18 protein-coding genes are annotated in these 22,048 nt (G+C 67.4%); 5 read left to right on the forward strand and 13 right to left on the reverse strand.

Annotated features, from left to right (window positions below):
- Nucleotides 1–35: 35 nt before the first annotated feature.
- From JIM95_RS09805 to JIM95_RS09815, 3 genes are all read right to left on the reverse strand, one after another.
- Nucleotides 36–515: a glutathione peroxidase gene (locus JIM95_RS09805; protein WP_200256683.1), complete on the reverse strand. Its 480-nt coding sequence runs from the start codon at nucleotides 513–515 to the stop codon at nucleotides 36–38.
- An 11-nt stretch (nucleotides 516–526) separates the two neighbouring features.
- The gene (locus JIM95_RS09810; protein WP_200256682.1) at nucleotides 527–1,972 is read right to left on the reverse strand and encodes a cation:dicarboxylate symporter family transporter; all 1,446 of its coding nucleotides are present in this window, start codon (nucleotides 1,970–1,972) and stop codon (nucleotides 527–529) included.
- Nucleotides 1,973–2,296: 324 nt separating this feature from the next.
- Nucleotides 2,297–4,456: a S9 family peptidase gene (locus JIM95_RS09815; RefSeq protein WP_200256681.1), complete on the reverse strand. Its 2,160-nt coding sequence runs from the start codon at nucleotides 4,454–4,456 to the stop codon at nucleotides 2,297–2,299.
- A gap of 414 nt (nucleotides 4,457–4,870) precedes the next feature.
- On the opposite strand from JIM95_RS09815, the gene JIM95_RS09820 reads away from it, so the two are divergent.
- Nucleotides 4,871–6,565, forward strand: a complete 1,695-nt coding sequence (locus tag JIM95_RS09820) for an SLC13 family permease (RefSeq protein ID WP_200256680.1) — start codon at nucleotides 4,871–4,873, stop codon at nucleotides 6,563–6,565.
- A 117-nt stretch (nucleotides 6,566–6,682) separates the two neighbouring features.
- On the opposite strand, the gene JIM95_RS09825 is transcribed toward JIM95_RS09820, so the two are convergent.
- From JIM95_RS09825 to purD, 10 genes are all read right to left on the reverse strand, one after another.
- On the reverse strand, nucleotides 6,683–7,477 hold the full coding sequence (locus tag JIM95_RS09825) for an ABC transporter ATP-binding protein (protein ID WP_410170781.1): 795 nt from the start codon (nucleotides 7,475–7,477) through the stop codon (nucleotides 6,683–6,685).
- Nucleotides 7,471–8,454, reverse strand: a complete 984-nt coding sequence (locus JIM95_RS09830; protein ID WP_370625842.1) for a FecCD family ABC transporter permease — start codon at nucleotides 8,452–8,454, stop codon at nucleotides 7,471–7,473. Before JIM95_RS09830 ends, JIM95_RS09825 begins: the two co-directional genes overlap by 7 nt.
- Nucleotides 8,455–8,612: 158 nt before the next feature.
- Complete coding sequence (locus tag JIM95_RS09835) at nucleotides 8,613–9,842, reverse strand: ABC transporter substrate-binding protein (protein ID WP_200256670.1); 1,230 nt, start codon at nucleotides 9,840–9,842, stop codon at nucleotides 8,613–8,615.
- Nucleotides 9,843–10,074: 232 nt separating this feature from the next.
- Nucleotides 10,075–10,968 (reverse strand): phosphoribosylaminoimidazolesuccinocarboxamide synthase, encoded by an 894-nt coding sequence (locus JIM95_RS09840; RefSeq protein ID WP_200256668.1) that lies wholly within the window; start codon nucleotides 10,966–10,968, stop codon nucleotides 10,075–10,077.
- 11 nt (nucleotides 10,969–10,979) lie between these two features.
- The gene (locus JIM95_RS11520) at nucleotides 10,980–13,406 is read right to left on the reverse strand and encodes a bifunctional lysylphosphatidylglycerol flippase/synthetase MprF (RefSeq protein ID WP_200256666.1); all 2,427 of its coding nucleotides are present in this window, start codon (nucleotides 13,404–13,406) and stop codon (nucleotides 10,980–10,982) included.
- 68 nt (nucleotides 13,407–13,474) lie between these two features.
- Nucleotides 13,475–14,740, reverse strand: a complete 1,266-nt coding sequence (locus tag JIM95_RS09850) for an alpha/beta hydrolase (RefSeq protein ID WP_200256664.1) — start codon at nucleotides 14,738–14,740, stop codon at nucleotides 13,475–13,477.
- 81 nt (nucleotides 14,741–14,821) lie between these two features.
- A complete protein-coding gene (gene purB / locus JIM95_RS09855; protein WP_200256662.1) occupies nucleotides 14,822–16,252 on the reverse strand; it encodes an adenylosuccinate lyase in 1,431 nt (476 codons plus the stop codon).
- Nucleotides 16,253–16,309: 57 nt separating this feature from the next.
- Nucleotides 16,310–16,972 (reverse strand): potassium channel family protein, encoded by a 663-nt coding sequence (locus JIM95_RS09860; RefSeq protein WP_200256660.1) that lies wholly within the window; start codon nucleotides 16,970–16,972, stop codon nucleotides 16,310–16,312.
- The gene (locus tag JIM95_RS09865) at nucleotides 16,965–18,347 is read right to left on the reverse strand and encodes a TrkH family potassium uptake protein (protein WP_248113993.1); all 1,383 of its coding nucleotides are present in this window, start codon (nucleotides 18,345–18,347) and stop codon (nucleotides 16,965–16,967) included. Before JIM95_RS09865 ends, JIM95_RS09860 begins: the two co-directional genes overlap by 8 nt.
- Before the next feature lie 36 nt (nucleotides 18,348–18,383).
- Nucleotides 18,384–19,664, reverse strand: a complete 1,281-nt coding sequence (gene purD / locus JIM95_RS09870; protein WP_200256658.1) for a phosphoribosylamine--glycine ligase — start codon at nucleotides 19,662–19,664, stop codon at nucleotides 18,384–18,386.
- A 96-nt stretch (nucleotides 19,665–19,760) separates the two neighbouring features.
- On the opposite strand from purD, the gene JIM95_RS09875 reads away from it, so the two are divergent.
- From JIM95_RS09875 to JIM95_RS11530, 4 genes are read left to right on the forward strand one after another with little or no spacing between them, the layout of a single operon-like run.
- Nucleotides 19,761–20,186 (forward strand): HIT family protein, encoded by a 426-nt coding sequence (locus JIM95_RS09875; RefSeq protein WP_200256657.1) that lies wholly within the window; start codon nucleotides 19,761–19,763, stop codon nucleotides 20,184–20,186.
- The gene (locus JIM95_RS09880; RefSeq protein WP_234034389.1) at nucleotides 20,183–20,995 is read left to right on the forward strand and encodes an esterase/lipase family protein; all 813 of its coding nucleotides are present in this window, start codon (nucleotides 20,183–20,185) and stop codon (nucleotides 20,993–20,995) included. The genes JIM95_RS09875 and JIM95_RS09880 overlap by 4 nt, the downstream gene beginning before the upstream one ends.
- Nucleotides 20,996–21,005: 10 nt before the next feature.
- Nucleotides 21,006–21,731: an esterase/lipase family protein gene (locus tag JIM95_RS11525; protein WP_248232587.1), complete on the forward strand. Its 726-nt coding sequence runs from the start codon at nucleotides 21,006–21,008 to the stop codon at nucleotides 21,729–21,731.
- Nucleotides 21,728–22,033, forward strand: a complete 306-nt coding sequence (locus JIM95_RS11530) for a 2Fe-2S iron-sulfur cluster-binding protein (protein WP_248114035.1) — start codon at nucleotides 21,728–21,730, stop codon at nucleotides 22,031–22,033. Before JIM95_RS11525 ends, JIM95_RS11530 begins: the two co-directional genes overlap by 4 nt.
- Nucleotides 22,034–22,048: the final 15 nt, after the last annotated feature.

Genomic DNA, 22,048 nt, shown 5'->3' on the forward strand with positions numbered 1-22,048 from the left:
GCGACGGTGTCCGCACCCCGCCCGGGGCCCCGCGGTCAGATCGGGAGGTTCGCCTCGATCAGTTCGACGATCTCGTCGTCCTCCGGATCGGTGCGGGGATCGAAGCGCCCGAGGACCTCCCCCGCCTCATCGACGACGAACTTCTCGAAGTTCCACGAGATGTCCTCCCCACCGGTCTCCTTCTTGAGGAAGGTGTAGAGGGGGTGCTCGTTCTCCCCGTTGACGTCCGTCTTGGCGAGCAGCGGGAAGGACACGCCGTACATCGAGGAGCAGAACTCGGCGATCTCTCCGGCGTCGCCCGGTTCCTGCGCGCCGAACTGGTTGCAGGGGACACCGATGACGAAGAAGCCGCGCATGCGGAATTCGTCGTAGATGTCCTGCAGCCCCTCGTACTGTCCGGTCAGACCGCACTCGCTGGCGGTGTTGACGATGAGCAGGACGTGGCCCGCCCAGTCGGCCATGGTGGTGTCACGGCCGTCGAGGGTGGTCACGGGAATGTCGTGGAGGGAACTCATACCGTCCGAGTCTAGTGGCTCCGGTAGGCGTCCAGGTCCACCTGCGGGGTGGGCTGGAGCCGCTCCGTGGCGGGGTTGACCACGGTCGGGTTCTTCAGGTCGACGGTGTCGTCCACCTCGGACTCGATGTAGGGGATCTTCCCGTCGAGGACGTCGTGGACGCGCTGACTGTCGATCGTCCCGGTCCAGCGGCCGACCAGCAGGGTGGCCACGGCGTTGCCGGAGAAGTTGGTCAGCGCGCGGGCCTCGGACATGAACCGGTCGATGCCGACGATGATGCCGACACCGTCGAGGAGCTCGGGGCGGTGGGACTGGAGGCCGGCCGCGAGGGTGGCGATACCCGCACCGGAGACGCCCGCGGCGCCCTTGGACGCGATGATCATGAAGACGAGCAGGCTGATCTGCTCACCCATGGCGAGCGGCTTGTTCATCGCGTCGGAGATGAAGATCGACGCCATCGTGAGGTAGATCGCCGTGCCGTCGAGGTTGAAGGAGTAGCCGGTGGGGACGACGATGCCGACGGTGGGCTTCTCGACGCCGATGTGCTCCATCTTGCGCATGAGGTTCGGCAGGGCGGACTCGGAGGACGACGTCGCGACGATGAGCAGGTACTCGCGGGCCAGGTACTTCGCCAGCTTGAAGATGCTGAAGCCGCCGAAGACGCGGAGCACGGCGCCGAGGACTCCGAAGATGAAGATCACGCAGGTGATGTAGAACGCGATCATGAGGATCGCGAGCTGCTTGACCGCGTCGATGCCGGTGGCACCGACGACGCCGGCGATGGCGCCGAACGCGCCGATCGGGGCGAGCCAGAGGATCATCGTCAGCATCTTGAACACGAGCTTCTGCAGGTGCGCGATGCCGGCGAGGATCGGTTCCCCGGTGCGCCCGAGGGACTGGAGGGCGAAGCCGACGAGGAGGGCGATGAAGAGGGTCTGCAGGACGGAACCGGAGGTCAGTGCGGAGAAGATCGTCTCGGGGATGATCGACTGGATGAAGCCGATGGTGCCGCCGCCGTGCTCGGCCTTGGACGCGAAGCTCTGTCCCGCGTCCCGGGTGGCCTCGATGTTCAGACCGTCACCGGGCTGGATCAGGTTTCCGACGAGCAGGCCGATGCCGAGGGCGAAGGTGGACATCGTGATGAAGTAGGTGAGCGCGATGCCGCCGGCCTTGCCGACGGAGGCCGCCGCCCGGACGGAGCCGATGCCGAGAACGATGGTGCAGAAGATCACCGGGGAGATCATCATCTTGATCAGGGACACGAACATCGTGCCGACGACCTTGAAACCGGCGGCGGTCCCGGGGGCGATCAGACCGAAGGCGATGCCGGCGACCACTGCGACGATGACCGCGATGTAGAGCCAGTGGGTGCTGTCCTTCTTCGTCTTCGGCTCGGCGATCCGCGGGCCGGAGGAGGTGGGACCCTGCGCGACGGGCAGGGAACCGGATTGCGTCATGGGGAGTCCATTCATGAGCGGGGCCGGAGGCTGGCTCCGGCCCGTGGTGGGTTGGTACGTGGCCGGGGCGCGCCCGGCGATGTGGTGACAGTACGCCCACGACCACCCCGGAGCAACGCCCCCGGAACCGAATCTCCTACTCCCGTTGGGCACCGGCCGACCGGCACGATCTACGACCAGCTCAGGCCCGGCAGCAAAAACGCTGTATTCAGGGGGTATGTCCGAATCTACCCCTGTCCACCAACCCCCTCAATCACCCCCATGCGGGGCCGAAGCCCTCACGCCACCCGGGCATGAACGGACCTCGACACGCGTCACTGCGGGTCACTCGGTGCGGCCCGTCGCCTGGTTGATCAGCCACGCGTACTCGAACGCGGTCTGCCGCCAGCGCTCGTAGCGGCCGGAGACCCCGCCGTGCCCGGCGGACATCTCCGTGCGGAGCAGGAACTCGCCCGACGTCGCGGTGACGCGGAGCTTGGCGATCCACTTCGCCGGTTCGACGTAGAGCACCCGGGTGTCGTTCAGCGAGGCCACGGCGAGGATGTTCGGGTACGGCCCGGCCGTGATGTTCTCGTAGGGGGCGTAGGAGGCCATGTACTCGTACGCGGCCTTGTCGTGCAGCGGGTCCCCCCACTCCTCCCACTCGGTGACGGTGAGCGGCAGTTCCGGCATCAGCATGCTCGTCAGGGGGTCGACGAACGGCACGACCGCCTCGATGGCCCGGAACCGGTCGCCACCCATGTTCGCGACCGCCCCCATGAGCAGGCCGCCCGCGGATCCGCCGAGGGCGACGAGCTGGTCGCGGGTGGTCACCCGCCGGTCCAGGAGGTCGTCCGCGACGTCGATGAAGTCGGTGAAGGTGTTCTTCTTCGACATCGTCTTGCCGTTGTCGTACCAGAGGCGGCCCATCTCCCCGCCGCCGCGGATGTGGGCGAAGGCGGTGATCATGCCGCGGTCGAGCATCGACAGCCACGACACCGAGAAGCCGGGGTCCATGGAGGATTCATAGGACCCGTACCCGTAGAGCAGCGTCGGGTTCGGGCGGGTCAGGTCGAGATCGGTGCGGTGCAGGAGGGACACGGGGATCCGGGCGCCGTCGCGGGCCGTGACCCACAGGCGGGTCGTCGTGTAGTCCCGCGGGTCATAGCCGCCGCGGACCTCCTGTTCCTTCAGCAGCACCCGTTCGCCCGTCGCGACGGTGTAGTTGTACAGCTGCGCCGGGGTGACGAAGGAGGTGTAGCTGAGCCGGATGACGGGGGCGTCCCACTCGGGCTGCCCGCCGGCGCCGACACTGCTCAGTTCCTCGTCGAAGCGGATCTCCTCGAAGGTGCCGTACCCGTCGACGCCATCCAGCCGCATGACCGCGACCCGGCCGATGGCCCCGGCGCGGTAGGCCAGGACGATGAAGTCGCGGTAGGTGTCGACGCCCTCGATCCGGACGTCGTCACGGTGCGGCACCAGCTGGCGCAGCGAGCGCAGGTCCGTGAATTCACCGACGGCGCACTCCCCGACCGCGAAGTTCGGCCCGTCGGCGTTGTGGGTGACCAGCCAGCGGTCCTCACCCCCGATGACCGCGTGGTCGACGTCGTACTCGATTCCGTTCTCGCGTGGGAGCAGACACCGGAACTCACCCGTCGGGTCGTCCATGTCCAGCACCCAGGTCTCGCTCGTGGTCTTGGACCCGGTGCTGATGATCACGAATCTCTCACTGCGGGAGGTCCCGACGCCGGTCCAGAACCGTTCGTCCGGCTCGTGGAACACCCGTACGTCATGCTCCATCGGGGTACCCACCCTGTGCCGCCAGACGGAGTCCGGCCGCCAGGCCTCGTCGACACGCTGATAGAAGATGTAGTCCTCCCCCACCCACGTCGCACCGTAGGAGATGCCCTCCAGTCGGTCGTCGAGGAGCTGACCGGTCCGGAGGTCCTTGATCCGGAGGGTGAAGCGCTCGTCGCCGGTGGTGTCCACCGAGTAGGCGAGGTAGCGGCCTGAACGGGTCACACTCGACGCCCCGAGGGCGAAGAACTCGTGCCCCTCGGCGAGTTCGTTGGAGTCGAGGATGACCGTCTCCCCTTCGAGCGTGCCGTCCTCGGGGATGACCGGTGGCACCCAGGCGTCGGCCCCGGGTTCCGCGGGAACCCTGCAGGAGATGCCGTAGCTCGACCCCTCGACGGTCCGTCCGAAGTACCACCACCCGCCGGAACGGGTGGGGACGGACATGTCCGTCTCCTTCACACGGGATTTGATCTCGGTGAAGATGTTCTCCCGCAGAGCGTCCAGATCGGCGGTCATCACGTCGGTGTAGGCGTTCTCCGCACGCAGATGGGCGAGGGTCTCCTCCGATTCCTTGTCCCGCAGCCACTCGTAGTCGTCCACGAGGCGGTAACCGTGGTGCTCCCGGATGATCGGGTGCCGGGCCGCCAGCGGCGGCTGCGCGGTGTTCGTTTCGTCGGCTTGTCGTACTCCGGAATCTGCGGTGTCCATTGTGCCGATGCTACCCGCCGACCCCGTCGAACGCCGGCCCGGTTCCGCCCGCCCGACCAGTGGGCGCGGAGGATCACACCGCGTTCCCTTGTCAGCTGATCGACAGCATAAGCACAGGAAAATCAACCCCCCTTTAGCCACCCCCGACATTTCAGTTTTAGGTAGCACTGACCACCGGTTTCGCCACACCTCAGAGACCGGAGCCATACTGCAGAGTCGATTGTTACCTGTCAAACAGGCTCTCACGTTACATTTAGGTTGAACACCGTCTCGCCCCGGAAGCAGACGGAGTACCTGCACCGCGCCCCCGGAACCAGATGACGGCCCCGGTCCGGATGCCCGGTTCCGCTGTCGTAGTGGAACACCGACCACCCGCAGGCACCCGCTGTGACGCACACAGTTGAAAGAGGCACCATGTCCAAACCGATCGACAACATCGGCGACCACGAGTCCATCGTGTCGCACCCCTATCTCTCAGCGAAGTCACATGGTGACGTCGACCCGTTCGAACACCACGACATCGGTCCCGGCGCACCCGAGAAGTCCCCGGGGCAGCTGGCCGAACCCGCGGAGCGCAAGGAGGTGATCCGGCAGCGGGTGGGGCTCATCGCCGGTGTGGTCCTGGCTGCGCTGGTCTACTGGATCATGCCCCAGGAATCCACCACCCACGAGATGCGCTCCACCGCGGCCATCGCCGTCCTGATGGGCGCGTGGTGGATGACGGAGGCGATCCCGATCCCGATCACCGCGCTCCTGCCGCTGGTGCTGTTCCCGGCCTTCAACGTGGCCCAGATCAAGGAGTTCTCCGGCGCCTACACATCCTCGGTGATCTTCCTGTTCATGGGCGGGTTCATGCTGGCGCTCGCGATGCAGCGCTGGAATCTGCACCGGCGCATCTCCCTGCACATCGTCAAGATGATGGGGACCTCCTCCGCGACGATCATCCTCGGATTCATGATCGCCACGGGTTTCCTCTCCATGTGGGTGTCCAACACCGCGACCGCCGTGATGATGCTGCCCATCGGTGTCTCCGTGCTCACCCTGATCAACAACAGCCTCGACGCCGACAAGCGCCGCGAACTGGGCGAGGATCCCGCCGCCCTGGACGATTCCGAGGGCGGCCCGGCGGAGCCGCCGAAGACGAACTTCGGTATCGCCCTGATGCTGGGCATCGCCTACGCCGCGTCCATCGGCTCGCTGGGCACCATCATCGGTACCCCGCCGAACACGCTGCTCGCCGGCTACATGGCGGATCAGGGACATCCCATCGGTTTCGGTGAGTGGATGCTCGTCGGAGTGCCGCTCGCCGTCGTCCTCATGCTCGTCTGCTGGTTCGTCCTGGTGAAGGTGCTGTTCAAGCCCGAGGTCGACCACATCCCGGGCGGCCGGGAGATGATGAACCGGGAGCTCGAGGCCATGGGGTCGATGTCCACCGGTGAAAAGCTCGTCGGAGTCATCTTCGTTCTCGCCGCGGTGTCCTGGATCGGTATCCCGCTGCTGTTCAAGGGCTCGACCTTCGCGGACAACTTCAGCTCCGCCGTGATCGCCATGGTCGTCGGCATCCTGCTGTTCATCATCCCCGCGGACCTGAAGAAGGGCACACCGCTGCTCGACTGGCACACCGCCCTCGAGCTGCCCTGGGGCGTGCTCCTGCTCTTCGGTGGTGGACTGGCGCTGTCCAAGCAGTTCTCCGGCACCGGCCTCTCCGAGTGGATCGGTACCCGTGTCGGATACCTGGACAGCCTGCCGATCTTCCTGCTGATCCTCGTGGTCGCCGGTATCGTCCTGATCCTCACGGAGTTCACGTCCAACACCGCGACCGCGGCCACATTCCTTCCCGTCGTCGGTGGCGTCGCCGTCGGACTGGGCATGAACCAGATGTACCTGGCCATCCCGGTCGCGCTGGCAGCGACCTCCGCCTTCATGCTGCCCGTGGCCACCCCGCCGAACGCCATCGCCTACGGCTCCGGCTACGTGTCCATGAACAACATGGTCAAGACGGGTATCTGGCTGAACCTCATCGCCCTGGTCCTGATCACGGTCCTCGTGATGACCATCGGCGTGGCGGTGTTCGATCTCAATGTGCCGCTGACGACGACCGCGGGCTGATCCATCGCCGGTGCACGCCGACCGTGCGGCGGCCACCACGAGAACGGCACCCACCTCCCGGCCGGGGGTGGGTGCCGTTCTCTCGCTGCCCGGGCCGGAGATCGGCCGGCCCGGGGCTCAGACCGCGACCGGGGCGACCACGGGGACTCCACCGTGGTCGAGGATCTCCGCATCCACGCCGTACACCTCGGCCAGGAGCTCCGGGGTGAGAACCGTGCGGGGCTCCCCCTGTGCGACGACGCGACCGTCCTTCATCACCAGCAGTTCGCCGCAGAAGCGGGCCGCCAGGTTGATGTCGTGGATGGCCATGAGCACCACTGCACCGCTCTCCGCGGCCAGGCGTCTGATCATCTCCAGCAGGAACAGCTGGCGGTGCAGGTCGAGCGCGGACGTGGGCTCATCGAGCAGCATCACGTCGGGTCGTGCGACGAGCATCTGAGCCACCGCGGTGAGCTGACGCTGCCCACCGGACAGTTCGGAGATGTATCTGCCGGCGAGCTCTCCGATGGAGAGCTCCGTCATCGCCCGACCCGCCAGTTCCACGGCGGGGATGTCGATGCCCCGGACACTGCGGGCCCGACGTGCGGCGATCAGTACCGTCTCGAACGCCGTCAGTGCCGCGGTGTCAGGCAGGTCCTGAGGTACGTAGCCGACGATCCGGCGCAGGGAACGCCCGTCGCGTGTCACGCCGTCCACCCGCGCGCGGATGGTCCCCCCGACCGTCCCGTGGATGCCGGCGATGGACTTGATCAGCGTCGACTTACCGGATGCGTTCGGACCGAGGAGCCCGACGACATGCCCACCGGAAACGGGGGTCGCGGTGAAATCCTCGATGACGCGTCTGCGCCCGTACCCGACGGTGAGGCCGGACAGTTCGAGAACAACGCGGGAGCCACGGTTGTCGTTCACCACATCGACCTCCTCCGGGACATGATGATGGCGATGAAGCTCGGGACACCCACGAGTGCGGTGATGATGCCGATGGGGATGGCCACTCCCGGAACGATGATGAGGCTGACGGCGTGCGCCGCCGAGAGCATCAGCGCGCCCGCGGCGAGCGAGGCGGGGATGAAGTAGCGCTGATCCTCCCCCACCAGGGTGCGGGCGACATGCGGACCGACGAGACCGACGAATCCGATCACCCCGGAGAACGCGACCGTGGTGGCGGCGATCAGGGAGACCATGACGAGCACGACCACACGGAGCCGGGCGACGTTGACCCCCATCGCCGTCGCCCGCGCATCGCCGAGACGCAGGGCGGTCAACCGCCAGGACAGCACCCCGAAGATCGGGAGGGAGACGCCCAGCACGACAGCCATGATGGTGTTGCCCGCCCAGGTGGCGCGGGTCAGGGACCCCATCGTCCAGAAGACGATCTGCTGGAGTGCCTCGGTGGTGGCGCGGTACTGCATGAGAGCGAGCAGAGCCTGGAAGAGAAACACCAGGGCGATACCGAGAAGGATCATCGTCTCGGCACTCGCCCCCCTGACCACGCTGGCCACGACGATGAGACCGGTGGCCACGATGGCGGCCACCCACGCCGTCGCGGCCAGGTTGAACTGGGGTTGATCGATGATGACGACACCGAGGACGATCGCCGCTGCACCGCCGAACGCGGCCGCGGCCGACACCCCGAGGGTGAAGGGCTCGGCGAGGGGGTTCCCCAGGATGGTCTGCATCTGGGCACCTGCGAGTGAAAGTCCCATACCGACGAGAACGGCCATCACCGACATCGGCAGGCGCAGTCGCCAGAGGACGGTGCGTCCGGTCGAGTCGAGGGAATCCGGGTTGACCAGGCCGACAATGACGTCACGGACACTGAGGTCTATCGGCCCGACGATGGTGGAGATGATGAATGCACCGACGGCGAGCACGGTGAGGAGCGCTATGACGAACCACCGGAATCTGGCGGTTCTGCGGTGGTCGGCGACGATGTCGCCGACGCCCGGCGCGGTTGACGGGGACGGGGATGCGTGCACCCCGCCGGTAGGCGGTCCCGACGGGGTGACGGTTTTCCGGGAATTCACGTTTTCGGACGGTTCCGGGGTCAGTTGATCCCGATGAAGAACGTGCCGTCGGCCGGGAACGGGAGGTACTTGCTGTTCGCGTCATCCCAGTCCGCTGCGGGGTCGACATCCTCGAACTTATCCGGGTGAATCCACTTGGCGAACTGCTCGAGTGCGATGTAGTTGAAGGGAGAATCGTAGAACTGGTGCCAGACGCCGTAGAACCTGCCGTCTCCCGGGGCGTCGAGTTCGCTCAGGCCGGGTGTCTCCAGCAGACCCCTCAACGTGTCGCGGGAGGTCTCCTCGCTGACGCCGTAACCGAGATCGGCGTGGGGGACCGCCTGAGGCTTGTCGTTCTGCTTCGACCAGGTGCCGCCGGTGGCGATGATGATCTCCGGCTGCTCGTCGATGAGTTTCTCGGCGGTGATGTCACCGGACTCGGTGTCGATGATGTGGTCGGCGAGATTGTCGCCACCGGCGACGGTGATCATCTCACCGAGGTTGGCCTTGCCGAAGGTGGCGCAGCAGTCCTTCAGACCTGCGGCGCGCCAGAGGAACGTGGACGGTCGGGAGTCCGTCTCAGCCACCCGCTCCTTCACGCGGTCGACGACGGAGTTCCACTCCTTGTTGAACGAGGTGGCCGCGTCCTCCTTGCCGAGCAGTTCACCCAGCGCGGTGACCGAGACGGTGGTGTTCGTCATCGGGTGCTGACGGAAGTCGGTGACGATGTACTTGATTCCGGCGGCGTCGATCTTGTCGAGCATGCCGGTGGTCTTGGCCGCGGAGTAGTGGTCTGCGGTGATCACGAGGGCATCCGGTTGGTAGGACACGAGATTCTCCACCGTCACGTCACCCTTGGCGATGTTTCCGATCTCCGGGACCTCGCCGGCCCTGGGGTACGCCTCGACGAGGTTCTCGTAGTAGCCCGGGGCTCCGCTCTTCAGATCGGAGCCCATGGCGACAACCTTGTCCAACGGATCGTCCTTGTCGAGGATGGCGGTGGCGAACACGCCCCGGCCCTCACCGAGAATGATCCGCTCGGGGAGGGAATCGAAGGTGACGGTGCGTCCCTCGACGTCGGTGATGGTGATCCCACCGTCTGACGCCTCACGTGCTGAGGTGCTCTCCTTCTCCGACGAGGACTCCGTGGACTTGTCCGCGGAGCCGGCGGCCCCGTCCTTGGCGGCGTCATCGTCGGCACCGCCGCATCCGGCGAGGACGAGGGCTGCTGCGGCCAGTGCCGCGCCCGCTGACTTGATGTGCAACTTCATGGTTCTCCTGCTGGTGAGAGAAAACGGTTGCCGTCCCACTCTCTGACGGTGCGGGGCGGCAATTTTTGTACCGCATCATTATTACCAGCTGAGCCTCCCCTAAGGAAGGTGTGACTTAACTAATCAGGGAGAATGTGGCGTAGTAGACAATATTGTGGGGGTGTGACGGGAAGAGCCCCGCCGGGGCCGTTTTCAACGGTCCCCGGCGGGGCTCCGGGCATTGCCTGCCGGGTCAGACGCAGGATCCGATCCAGTTACCGAACTTCTCTCCGGACACCCGCTCATACGCCTCGATGTAGCGCTCCCGGGTGGCCTCGACGACACCACCGGGCAGTGGTGGCGGCTGTGTGTTCGAGGACTTGTCCCACCCGGACTTCGGGCCCGTGAGCCAGTTGCGGACGAACTGCTTGTCGAAACTGGGCTGGACCTTGCCCTCCTCGTAGTCGTCCGCGGGCCAGTACCGGGAGGAATCCGGGGTCAGCACCTCGTCGGCGAGCACGAGGCTGCCGTCCTCGTCGACACCGAACTCGAACTTGGTGTCCGCGAGGATCAGGTCGTGCTCGAGGGCGAGCTCGGCGGCACGGGTGTAGATGGCGAGCGTCGCGTCCCGGAGTTCCGTCGCACGGGCCTCACCGAGACGCTCGGCCACCTCCTCGAAGGTGACGTTCTCGTCGTGGTCCCCGAGTTCGGCCTTGGTCGCCGGGGTGAAGATCGGCTGCGGGAGTCGGGAGGATTCCCGCAGCCCCTCCGGAAGCTCGATCCCGCAGACCGACCCGGTCTCCTGGTACTCGGTCAGCGCCGAGCCGGTGAGATAGCCACGGGCCACGCACTCGAAGGGGATCATCTCCAGCTTCCGGCACACGAGAGCCCGGCCGAGGACCTCCTCCGGGATCCGCTCGTCGTCGATGGGGCCCGCGAGATGGTTCGGGAAATCGATGGCGTCGAAGAACCAGACGCTCATCGCCGTCAGGATGCGGCCCTTGTCGGGGATCTCCGTCTCGAGGATGTGGTCGTACGCGGAGATGCGGTCGGACACGACCATCAGCAGGTTGTCATCGTCGATCTCGTAGATCTCGCGGACCTTTCCCGCTGAGAGGTGGTTGTACTGGGAGAGTTCGGGGCGCATGTGGACACAGTCTAGCCCCGTGCCCATACCCGCGCCACGTGAACGGCCTGGCTGACCTCCATCTGTGGCACATAGCACCGTCCGACCGCGACCGCGATCGACGGCAACGCAAGTTCATCGCGGTAGCAGAGGTACCAGGACTCGTGTCGGGGATGGAACTTCGACTTGAACGCGGCCAGCGACTTGAACCCGTAGAGGGGCTCCAGGAACGCGCCGACGCGGTCCAGCACGGCCGCGACCCCACCTGTGTCCACCGCCCCCGTATGGGCGAGGGGGGCTCCCGACAGGGAGATCCACTCGAGTCCGTCCGACTGGGCCTGCAGCATGGTCTCGGCGATGAGGAACTCCACGACCGGTCGGAACCCCTCGGTGTCCCGACGCATGAAGTCCAGCATCCGCCCCACGACCTCGCCGTCGCGACGCACCGGCAACCAGCTCGTCACCCCGTGCACCCGGTTCTCCCCGTCGAGGGCGAGCATCAGTGCGACATCCGGGGCGACGATCTCATTGACGCCACCGAGGGTGAAACCCATCTCCGGCAGCGCCTTGTCCGCGACCCATTCCTCGCTCAGCTCGATGATCTGCTCCCGGATCCCGGGAGTGAGTTCATTCCACGATGTCCACTCCGCCCGGATCCCCTCTTTCCCGGCGCGGTTCCGCGCCGTGCGGACGTCCTGGAACTTCTTGCCCCGGAACTCGACCGCGGTGGTGTCGCAGACGGCTTCCGAGGCCACCTGCACCGCCTGGTAGTCCGCGGAAGCACGGGCCTCCGCGAACCCGGCGCGGACCGAGTACCAGGCGACCCGGCGGCCACGGCTGGCCGCGAAGTCCTCGAAGCGGCGGGCGAGATCCTGCGGGTCAGTGTCCCCCGTCACGACCGGTTCCCCGACGGTGACCGCCACGTCGGCGTGCACCCGGTAGGCCACGTATCCGTCATCGGTGAGGAAGTACCGGTTGCCGGGCCACATCGTCATCGCGGAGAGGTGGTCGCCGGTGCCCGACCCGAGCAACTCCGCCGCACGGGCACGACTGCGCACATCTCCCGGGTTCTCCGCGGAGGTCATTGCGGCGTACAACGCGACGGTGACCCCGGCCCAGAAGATGACACCGATCCAGACTGACAGCATCCAGCTCAGTGCCCCGACCGGAATGAGATTGTGGTCGATGTTGTCGCCGAGCACCGGTGGTATGTAGTGCGACAGCCAGGAGCGGAGGATCGACGGTAGCTCCGCTCGCGGGAGGAAGTCGTCCCGGAGGAGGAAGGCACCCAGGATCCACGCCATCCCGGTACCGAGGAGGAGCAGCAGGATCCTGCGGATCAGGGCGTGCACGGCACCCCGGTGCACACGGACCCGGAAGAGCCGACGGTAGCGGACCAGCAGTGCGAGGATGACGACCCACGGCAAAACGACACCGGCGAGACTCGACCAGGCGTACACGCCACCACCGAACTCCTCGAAGAGCGCCAGCATCTCGAGGGTCAGGACAACGACGGTCGCGGACAGGGTGAGCAGGGCGACCCCGAACGCGAGCCGCCGTCCGCGGGAGATCCCGAGGGCGATGACGGCCATGAGAATGACCGGAAGCTGGTTGAGCAGGAACGGACCGAGCCCCGACTCCCGTAGTTCATTCGTCGCCTCGGCGCAGGCCATCGAGTTCGGCTGGGCACCGCAGATCTCGAGGGCGTGACGCGGACTTATGCCCGGATCGAAGGTCAGGACCGCCACACCGGACAAGGGGCCCGCGGAATCGGGGTTGAGTCCCGCGACGAGGGGGCCGACCGCGACGGCGAGCATCGCGATCGCGAGCAGTGTCCGGCCCTCGCGGAAGGAGATGGATCCCAACCGGAGGGAACGCTCCACCAGCCACTGCCCGATGAGCAGCCCGATGATCACCGCCGCGAGACGCACGAAGTCCGCGACGATCCCGGAGTAGAGGAACAGGGTCAGGGAGAAAGCGAGGACGACGGCCCGGACCCTGCGCCGCCAGAGAGCCTTCATCCAGGCCGAGGCGAACGCCGCGGTTCCGAACGTCCAGGACACCGGCGTGAGGGTGTGCTGGCCGTCGAGGATCCCACCCCAGTGACTACCGGTGGCGACGACCGCCTGCGCCGCGGTGAGCCCGACGATCACCGCGAACGCCTGGATGACGACCGCGGCGATGGCGTACCGGTAACTACCCAGTCGCCTTTCGGCCAGCAGCCCCAGGGACACCAGCGCCAGTGAGCCGAGGACCACGGTCGACACCGTGGGTCCGGTCAGACCCGCGGTGAGTACCGCCCAGGGGTGGAGGCTCGGGGCGGCCGCGCCGAACGCGTCCTCCAACGCGTTGCCGTCACCTCTCCAGATGATGAACAGCAGCCAGTTGATGACGAGCGCGGTGAGGGTGACCGGTGCACCGACGAGGAGAGCTCCCGCCCAGTGGATGCCGGTCGACACACCACGTACGGCACTGCGTCCCACAGTCCGTGGCGTGTTCCGTCGTTCTGTTTCCCGTGTCACTCCGGTCATCGGTTCAGACCACCCCGCTGGGCCGCGAAGTCGAGGGTCTCCCGGAACGCGTTGCGCCAGGTCTTGTAGTCGTGGCTTCCGTGGACCGTCAGGAACTCGGTCTGCATCCCCGCGTCACTGGTCACCTTCTGCATCATCTTCAGGTCCTCTATCGCCTCGTGGTCGTCCTCACCGGCGACGAAACGTCCGGCGATCCCGGTGTAGGCGGTGGATCCCTCCCTGATGGCCTCGGCCAGCTGATCCGCGGGGTTCGCCCGGATGAAGGAGAGTTCGCTGCCGCCGAAGTACTCGTCGACGGTCTCCCTGTGGTTGCCGGTGCCGAGTTCAGCCTGCCCGGAGTAGTTGAGGAAGGCGCCGTAGGAGTCCGGATGGTTGACCAGAACCTGCAGCGAGCACGTCCCACCGTAGCTCAGTCCCCCGATCGTCCACCGGGACTGGTCGGGGTCGACCCGCAGTTTCTCCCGGATCCCCGCGGGGACGTCGACGGCGAGCCAGGTCTGGACCTGTCCCCGCTCACCGTTGATGCACAGCGGATTCGCGCCGAAGCTCCCGGTGCCGTCCACGCTGATCACGATCGGGGTGACGCCGCCGTGCCGGGCCTGGTAGTCCGCGAGGGTGTCACTGGCACCACCGGCGTTGAACCACTGGTCCGGGGCGCCGGGGTTCCCGGCGAGCAGCACGATGACCGGAAGCTTCACTTCGGGGTCGGAGAAGTACACCGGGGGGATCCAGGCGATCGCGTCGCGGTGCGTGAACTTCGATTCCGTCGCATCCAGCGGGAGGGTAACGAGTGCGGCGGCGTCATGGCCCTTGATCTGCGGGGCCCGGGTCAGATCCCGGAACTCCGGGTAGCTCATCTGCACCGCGACGGGGGACGGATCCAGGGACCGCAGCGTGGGATAGCTCTGGTAGATCTGGTTGACGACCGCCGCCGTGGCCGCCACCCCGAGAACCGCCGGGATGACCAGAATCAGCCGCCTGCCCTTCTGCAGCACCAGAGCGGCGACGACGAAGAACGCCACCGAACCGGCGAGATAGATCCGGAAGGGCAGCGAGTCCGGGAACGGCCGCCAGACGTGTTCGATGATCAGCCAGGAGCAAACGGTGAGCGCGAGGCCCGCGACGGCCGCCCACAGGGTCCGGCGCCTGAGTTCGGACCTGCGGGCCCCCACGGCCGCGAGGACACCGGCTGCCGTGAGGACGAAAACGGTCACCGCTACAGCGACGGGCCCCGTGAGCGGGATGGCGGGTAGTTCGATCATGCCGACGAATCTAGCGCGTCGAACCCCGAATGTGCTTGCGGGATCCTGTCAGTCAGCTGTGCGCCGGCGTCCCGGCGACTGTCAGAGGATCTCGCCCGGACGGTATGCGGCCGCCACGGGATACCGGTTGACCAGGTCCTGGATCCGGGTGAGGACCCTGGAGACCTGGCTCTCCGCGGCGCCGATGAACGCGTGCCGGTCGGCCAGCGCCTCGGTGAGCTGCGCCCGGTCGAGTGGGAGCCGGTCGTCCGCGGCGAGACGCTCGACCAGATCCTGCTCCCCGCCGTTCTCCCGCATGTTCAGGGCGCAGGCCACGGCGTTGTCCTTGATCACCTCGTGGGCGGTCTCCCGGCCGACGCCCGCGCGGACGGCGGCCATGAGGATGCGGGTGGTGGCCAGGAACGGCAGGTAGCGCTCGAGCTCGCGGTCGATCATCGCGGGGAAGGCGCCGAACTCGTCGAGTACGGTGAGGAAGGTCTCGAACTGTCCGTCGAGCGCGAAGAAGGCGTCGGGCAACGCGACCCGGCGGACGACGGAACAGAACACGTCGCCCTCGTTCCACTGCTGGCCGGACAGGTCCGCGAGCATGGTGAGGTAGCCGCGGAGGATGATCTGCAGCCCGCCGACCCGCTCGCAGGAGCGGGCGTTCATCTTGTGCGGCATGGCGGAGGAACCGACCTGCCCCTCCTTGAAGCCCTCGGTGACGGTCTCGTTACCGGCCATCAGCCGGATGGTGTGCGCCAGGGATGAGGGCCCGGCACCCAGCTGGACGAGGGCGGAGACCGCGTCGAAGTCGAGGGAACGCGGGTAGACCTGACCGACCGAGTCGAACACCCGGGAGAAGCCGAGGTGATCGGCGATCCGGGTCTCCAGGGAGGCGAGTTTCGTCTCGTTGCCGCCCATGAGGTCGAGCATGTCCTGGGCGGTTCCCATCGGGCCCTTGATGCCGCGCAGCGGGTAGCGGGCGAGCAGCCCCTCGGTGCGTTCGACGGCGACGAGCATCTCGTCCGCGGCGGAGGCGAACCGCTTGCCGAGGGTGGTGGCCTGGGCGGCGACGTTGTGGGAGCGTCCGGCCATGACGACCGACTGGTACTCCGCGGCGCGCTCCCCGAGACGTGCGATGACGGCGACAGCCTTGTCCCGGACGAGCTCGAGGGAGCGGTGGATCTGCAGCTGCTCGACGTTCTCGGTCAGGTCCCGGCTGGTCATGCCCTTGTGGATCTGCTCGTGTCCGGAGAGGGCGTTGAACTCCTCGATGCGGGCCTTCACGTCGTGGCGGGTGACGCGCTCTCGCTCGGCGATCGATTCCAGGTCGACCCGGTCGATGACCTTCTCGTAAGCGGCGATGGCATCCGCGGGGATGTCCACCCCGAGGTCCTTCTGGGCCTTCATGACCGCGATCCAGAGCTGGCGCTCCATGATGATCTTGGCTTCGGGGCTCCACAGGTTGGTGAGCTCGGTGGAGGCGTAGCGGGTGGACAGGACGTTGGCGATCTTCTTCTTTGCGGGCACGCGGCCATTATCGCACGCCGCGGCGCGACGGACGGGGGAACAACCGGTTCGGGTGGGTCAGCCCGCCGCGACGAACGCCTCCAGCACCTCGGGGTCTCCGGCCGCGATCACGAGGTCACCGGACCGGATGGTCTCATCGGTTCGCGCCACGACGAACCGGGCCCCGGGGTGCCGGACCGCGACGATGTGGATTCCCGGGGGTACGGCGCTGATCTGTTTCCCGAGCATCGACATCGGCGGGGCGAGCTTGACGACGGCGAAGTCCCGGTCGAACTCGGCGTACTCCTCGACGTTGCCCGTCATGAGGTGGGCGATCCGGCGCCCTGTGTCCCGTTCGGGCCGGATGACGTGGTGGACCCCGATCTGGGTGAGGATCTTCGCGTGCGCGTCACCGTCCGCCTTCGCCCATACGTTGGGGACACCGAGCTCGATGACGGCGGAGGCGGTGAGCAGGGAGGCCGCCATGTTGGATCCGATACCGACGACGGCACGCTGGCATTCGTGCACCGACAGCTGGCGCAGGGCCTCGATGTTGGTTGTGTTCGCGATGGTGGCGTGGGTGAGGATGCCGGCCGCGGTGGAGACCACGTCCTCCCGGTCGTCGACCCCGAGAACCTCGACGCCGGAGGCGACGAGCTCCTCCCCGAGGGCCATACCGAAACGCCCGAGGCCGAGGATGACGACGGGGGGCAGTGAGCGGCGTTGCAGGAAGCTAACCAATGTGGGGCCTTTCGACTGGATGTGAGTAGAGGATGCCGTTGCGGTTGCGGGCTGCGAGCGCCGCGACGAGCGTGATCGGGCCGATACGGCCGGCGTACATGAGCGGGACGAGAAGCAGCTGGCCCGCCGCGGGCAGGTCCGCTGTTATTCCGGTGGACAGGCCGACCGTGGCGAATGCGCTGACCACCTCGAAGACTATGCGGTTCGTCTCTATCTCGGGCGCGAGCAGCAGCATGACCCCGATGGAGCCGGCCACCGACACCCCGGCGAGGACGATGACGGTGAGCGCCTGCCGGATCGTCCGCTGCGGGATCCGGCGACTGTAGGCCGAGACGTGTTCCGCACCGCGGATCTCGGCCATGACGACGGCGACAAGGACGGCGACGGTGGTCACCTTCACGCCGCCGGCGGTACCACCTGAGCCACCGCCGACGAACATGAGTACGTCGGTGAGCAGCAGACTCGAAGGGTGGAACTCGCCGAGATCGACGGTGTTGAAGCCCGCGGTCCTGGTGGTCACCGACTGGAAGAACGAGTTGAGGAGCTTGTCCCTGACACCGAATTCGGCGAAGACCCCGCGCCATTCCAGCACTGCGTAACCGATCCAGCCGATCATGAGCAGGATCGTGGTGCCGGTCAAGGCGAATCGGGCCGTCAGCGACATCTGGGGCAACCTGGTGATGCCCTGGGACCGGCGACGTGTCCGCAGTGCGATCTCCAGCAGCACCGGGTAGCCGAGACCACCGATGATGATCGCCCCGGCGACGGGCAGCACGATTCCGCTGTCCCGGGCGTAGGGCACGAGGTTGTCGCTGCGCAGTCCGAAACCCGCGTTGTTGAACGCCGAGACCGCGTGGAATCCGCCCTCCCAGAGACTCGCCGCCCAGTCGAAACCGTAGGACCGGAAGCGGAGGGTCAGGAGGACGGCCACGATGAACTCGGCGACGAAGGTGAATGTGACTGTGGCGACGAGGAGGGTGCGGACGTCACCGAGGTGGATCCCGCGACCCTCCGCGGCGGCGTTGAGCCGCGACTTCACCCCGATCCGGCCGGCGACGACCCACGAGGTGAACGTCGCCAGGGTCATGATCCCGAGCCCGCCGAGCTGGATCAGGACGACGATGACCGCCTGCCCGAAATGGGACCAGTAGGTGGCGGTGTCAACGACGATCAGGCCGGTCAGGCACACCGCTGAGGTCGCGGTGAACAGTGCCGTCACGACATCTGCCCCACCGTCCCCGGCCCGGGCCGCGGGAAGGAGGAGCAGGAGGGTTCCGGAGGTAATCAGGACCGCGAATGCACCGGCCACGAGCCTGGCCGGGCTGAGGGGACCCCGTGGGGTACCCGAACCGCGTCTTTGGGGAGTTCTGCTCACGCCGTAGAACTCTAGACCCCCTCGGCCCGGAACGGGTCAGATCCGGATACGGCCCTCGACAGCGGGTCCGGCGATGTCCGACCGGTAGTGGCCGCCGGCCATCCTGATTCCCCGGAGGATGCCGTACGCCTCCTCCCGCGCGGCGGCCAGATCAGGGCCGGTCCCGACGATGGACAGCACCCGCCCACCAGCGGACACGAGCTCACCGTCGCTGTTGCGGGCCGTTCCGGCGTGCAGGACACCGTCGACGTCGGCCCCGGTGATGACATCCCCGGAACGGGGGGAAGCAGGGTAGCCCTCGGCCGCGAGAACAACGGTCAGTGCGTACCCGTCCCTCCAGCGGAGTGGCGGCTGCGCGGCCAGCGTGCCGTCGGCGACCGACCGCAGGAGCTCCGCGAGCGGGGTCTCGAGCAGCGCGAGGACAGCCTGGGTCTCGGGATCGCCGAAGCGGCAGTTGAACTCGACGACCGCCGGGCCGTCGGCTCCCCACGCGAGTCCCGCGTACAGCAGGCCCGAGTAGGGGCAGCCCCGGCGCGCCATCTCCCCGGCGACGGGTTCCACGACATCACGCACGATCTGTTCCACGGCACCGTCCGGCAACCACGGAAGCGGGGCGTAGGCACCCATTCCGCCGGTGTTCGGGCCCTCATCGTTGTCGCGCACCCGCTTGTGGTCCTGGGCGGGCAGGAGAGGGACGACGGTGGTGCCGTCGACGAGACAGAACAGGGACACCTCGGGCCCGTCGAGGAAACTCTCGAGGAGCACCGGGTTGCCGGAGGAATGGACGGAACGGACATGTGCCACGGCCTCGTCCCGGTCGCGGGTCACGACGACGCCCTTGCCACCGGCGAGTCCGTCGTCCTTGACCACCCAGACGGGTCCGAAACGGTCGATGGCGGCGTCGATCTCATCGTCGGAGGCACCGGGTTCCAGTGCCTCGGCGTGTGCGGTGGCGACACCCGCGGCGGCCATCACGTCCTTGGCGAAGGCCTTGGACCCCTCGATGCGGGCGGCCTCCCGCCCGGGGCCGAACACGGCGATCCCCGCGTCCCGCAGGGCGTCGGCGACGCCGGCCACGAGCGGGATCTCCGGACCGACGACCACGAGGTCGGCGCCGATGCGACCGGCGAGATCGGTGACCTGTGCCGGGTCATCGACCTTCAGCGGTGTGCCGTCGAGTTCGGTGTGTCGGGTCGCCAGGGGCTCCATTCCGGTGTTGCCCGGGGCGACGTGAAGTTCTGGTCCGATGGGGTCCTGTGCCAGGCCACGCAGCAGTGCATGCTCGCGGGCTCCGGATCCGATGACGAGGATTCGCATGAACTCCACCCTACCGTCGCGGGTTTCCGCCGGAGCGTGGAACCGTCGGAACCGGTGGGCGGCACGGTCGGCCCGGGGCCGCTACCCTTGGTTGGCATGAGCAGCGTATTCACGAAAATCATCAACGGCGAGATTCCCGGACGATTCGTCTGGCGCGACGACAGGGCAGTCGCCTTCCTCACCATCGAGCCCCTGACCTACGGGCACGTGCTGGTGGTCCCGGTCGAGGAGGTCGACCGCTGGACCGACCTGGACCAGCGGACCTGGGGGCACCTGAATGAGGTCGCGCAGATGGTGGGCGCGGTGATCCCCGAGTGCTTCGATGTTCCCCGGGCCGGCTACATCATCGCCGGCTTCGAGGTTCCGCACGCCCACATCCACGTGTTCCCCACCTCGAGCATGGCCGACTACGACTTCAAGCACGTGATCCCCGCCGATCAGACTGACCCGGCGGAGATGGACGCCGCCGCGGCGAAGCTCCGTGCCGCACTCGGCACCGACGACGACGGTCGTCCCGCTTGAGGGACCTCTCCGCCCGCCTGCCGCGACTGATCCCGGAACTGGACGTCTCCGTTCCGGTCGGTGCACGGCTGCGGGTCAGGGGATGGGTCGAGGACGACTGGCGTGCCCGCCCCACACCGGAGCGGCCCTGGCCGGTCATCCTCATCCACGGAACCACCGTCACCAGCGGTGACTTCGAGGATCTCACGACCCAGCTCCGGGCACTGGGGTGGGCGGTGTTCATCCCGGACTACGGCAACCGGGCCACGAACCGGATCGAGGATTCGGCGGAACAGGTAGGGGCCTACATCGATCAGGTCCTGCACGCGACTGGGGCGGACCGGGTGATCATCATCGGCCATTCGCAGGGCGGTGTGCTCGCCCGCTGGTGGATGCGGATGCTCGGCGGCGCCCGCCACGTCCGGCACCTCATCTGTCTGGCGAGCCCCAACCACGGCATCCGGGAGGCGGGCCTGCTCAGGCCGCTGGTGCTCACCGAACGGCAGGCCGAGCTGACCACCCGCGCGACGGAGACGGTGTTCGGTCCGGCCGGGCGTCAGCAGTTCACGGGATCGGCGTTTCTCACGGCGCTGAACGCCGACGGCGACACGGAGCCCGGGGTGAGCTACACCTGCGTCGCCACCCGGACGGATTCCACGGTCGTCCCCGCCGACTCGTGCTTCCTCGACGGGCCCGGGGTGGAGAACATCTGGCTGCAGGACCTCCACCCCCGGGCGGTGGTGTTGCACACGGAAATGCCGCGGAGCAGAATTGTGCGCACCCTCGTCGCGGAGACCCTCGAGTCGCTGCGACCCACCATCTCCAGTTGAAGGGGAGGCCGTGAACCTCGCTCTGCTCATACCCCGCCGGGGTGTCCTCCCGGAGCCACTCCCCCCGGTCGCCGGGGACGTCCCGGTGGTTCTGCTCCACGGAACCGTGAGTTCCCCGGGCAACTTCGCGCTCGTCGCCGCCCGCCTCAGGGACGAGGGCCGGAGGGTCATCGGCGTCGAGTACGGTCACCGCGGCACGGATCGGCTCGAGCTGTGTCTCCTCGACATCGTCACCACCCTCGAGCGCGAGCTCGAGCCGGGCCAGCGGTTCGACATCGTCGGCCATTCCCTCGGCGGCCTCATGGGCCTGCGCCTCGCGCATCTACCGGAGTTCGCCGGTCGCGTCCGTACCCTCGTCGGGTTGGGGGCGTGCTTCCGGGGCCAGCCGGTCGCATGGAACCCGCTGGTGCGGGCGCTCGTCACGGCCGTGACCGGCCCGTCCCTGGTCCAGCTGATGTGCGATGCGGAGATCGACGCCCCGATCCCCGACGGCCTCCGCGTGATCTCGATCGTCTCGGACAACGACCGCATCGTCGATCCCGCCTCCTCACAGGTGGGCGAGGTCCGGTGGGTGCGGGGCACCTCGCACGCCCTGCTGACGACGCACGCCGAGGAGGTCGCCCTGGCGCTGGCGGACGGGGCGGCCGAGCCGCACGACGTGCCCGCCCCGGGGGACGCCGACCAGGACCTCAGCGCGACGGGGCACGAGACATCGCAGCGGGTGGAGAACCTGTGACCGCGGCGTCCGTGGACCCCGCCGGTGGGATCCACACCGCCACCGTCGACGGGGTCGACCACCCATTCAGCTGGCCCGCGGAGCAGCTGCTCCTCGACGCCCTCCTCGACGCCGGCATCCCCGCGCCGTTCAGCTGCACGCAGGGCGAGTGCGGGGCCTGCCAGTGCACTCTCACCGGAGGTCCGGGTCACATGCTGGTCAACCACGTGCTGAGCGCCTACGACATCGGTGACGATCAGACGCTGGCCTGCCAGACGATCCGGGACGGAGACGGCCCCTACACCGCGGACTTCGATCTCTGACCGCGCCTCCGGCCC

This window comes from Corynebacterium antarcticum (assembly GCF_016595285.2).
Classification (GTDB): domain Bacteria; phylum Actinomycetota; class Actinomycetes; order Mycobacteriales; family Mycobacteriaceae; genus Corynebacterium; species Corynebacterium antarcticum.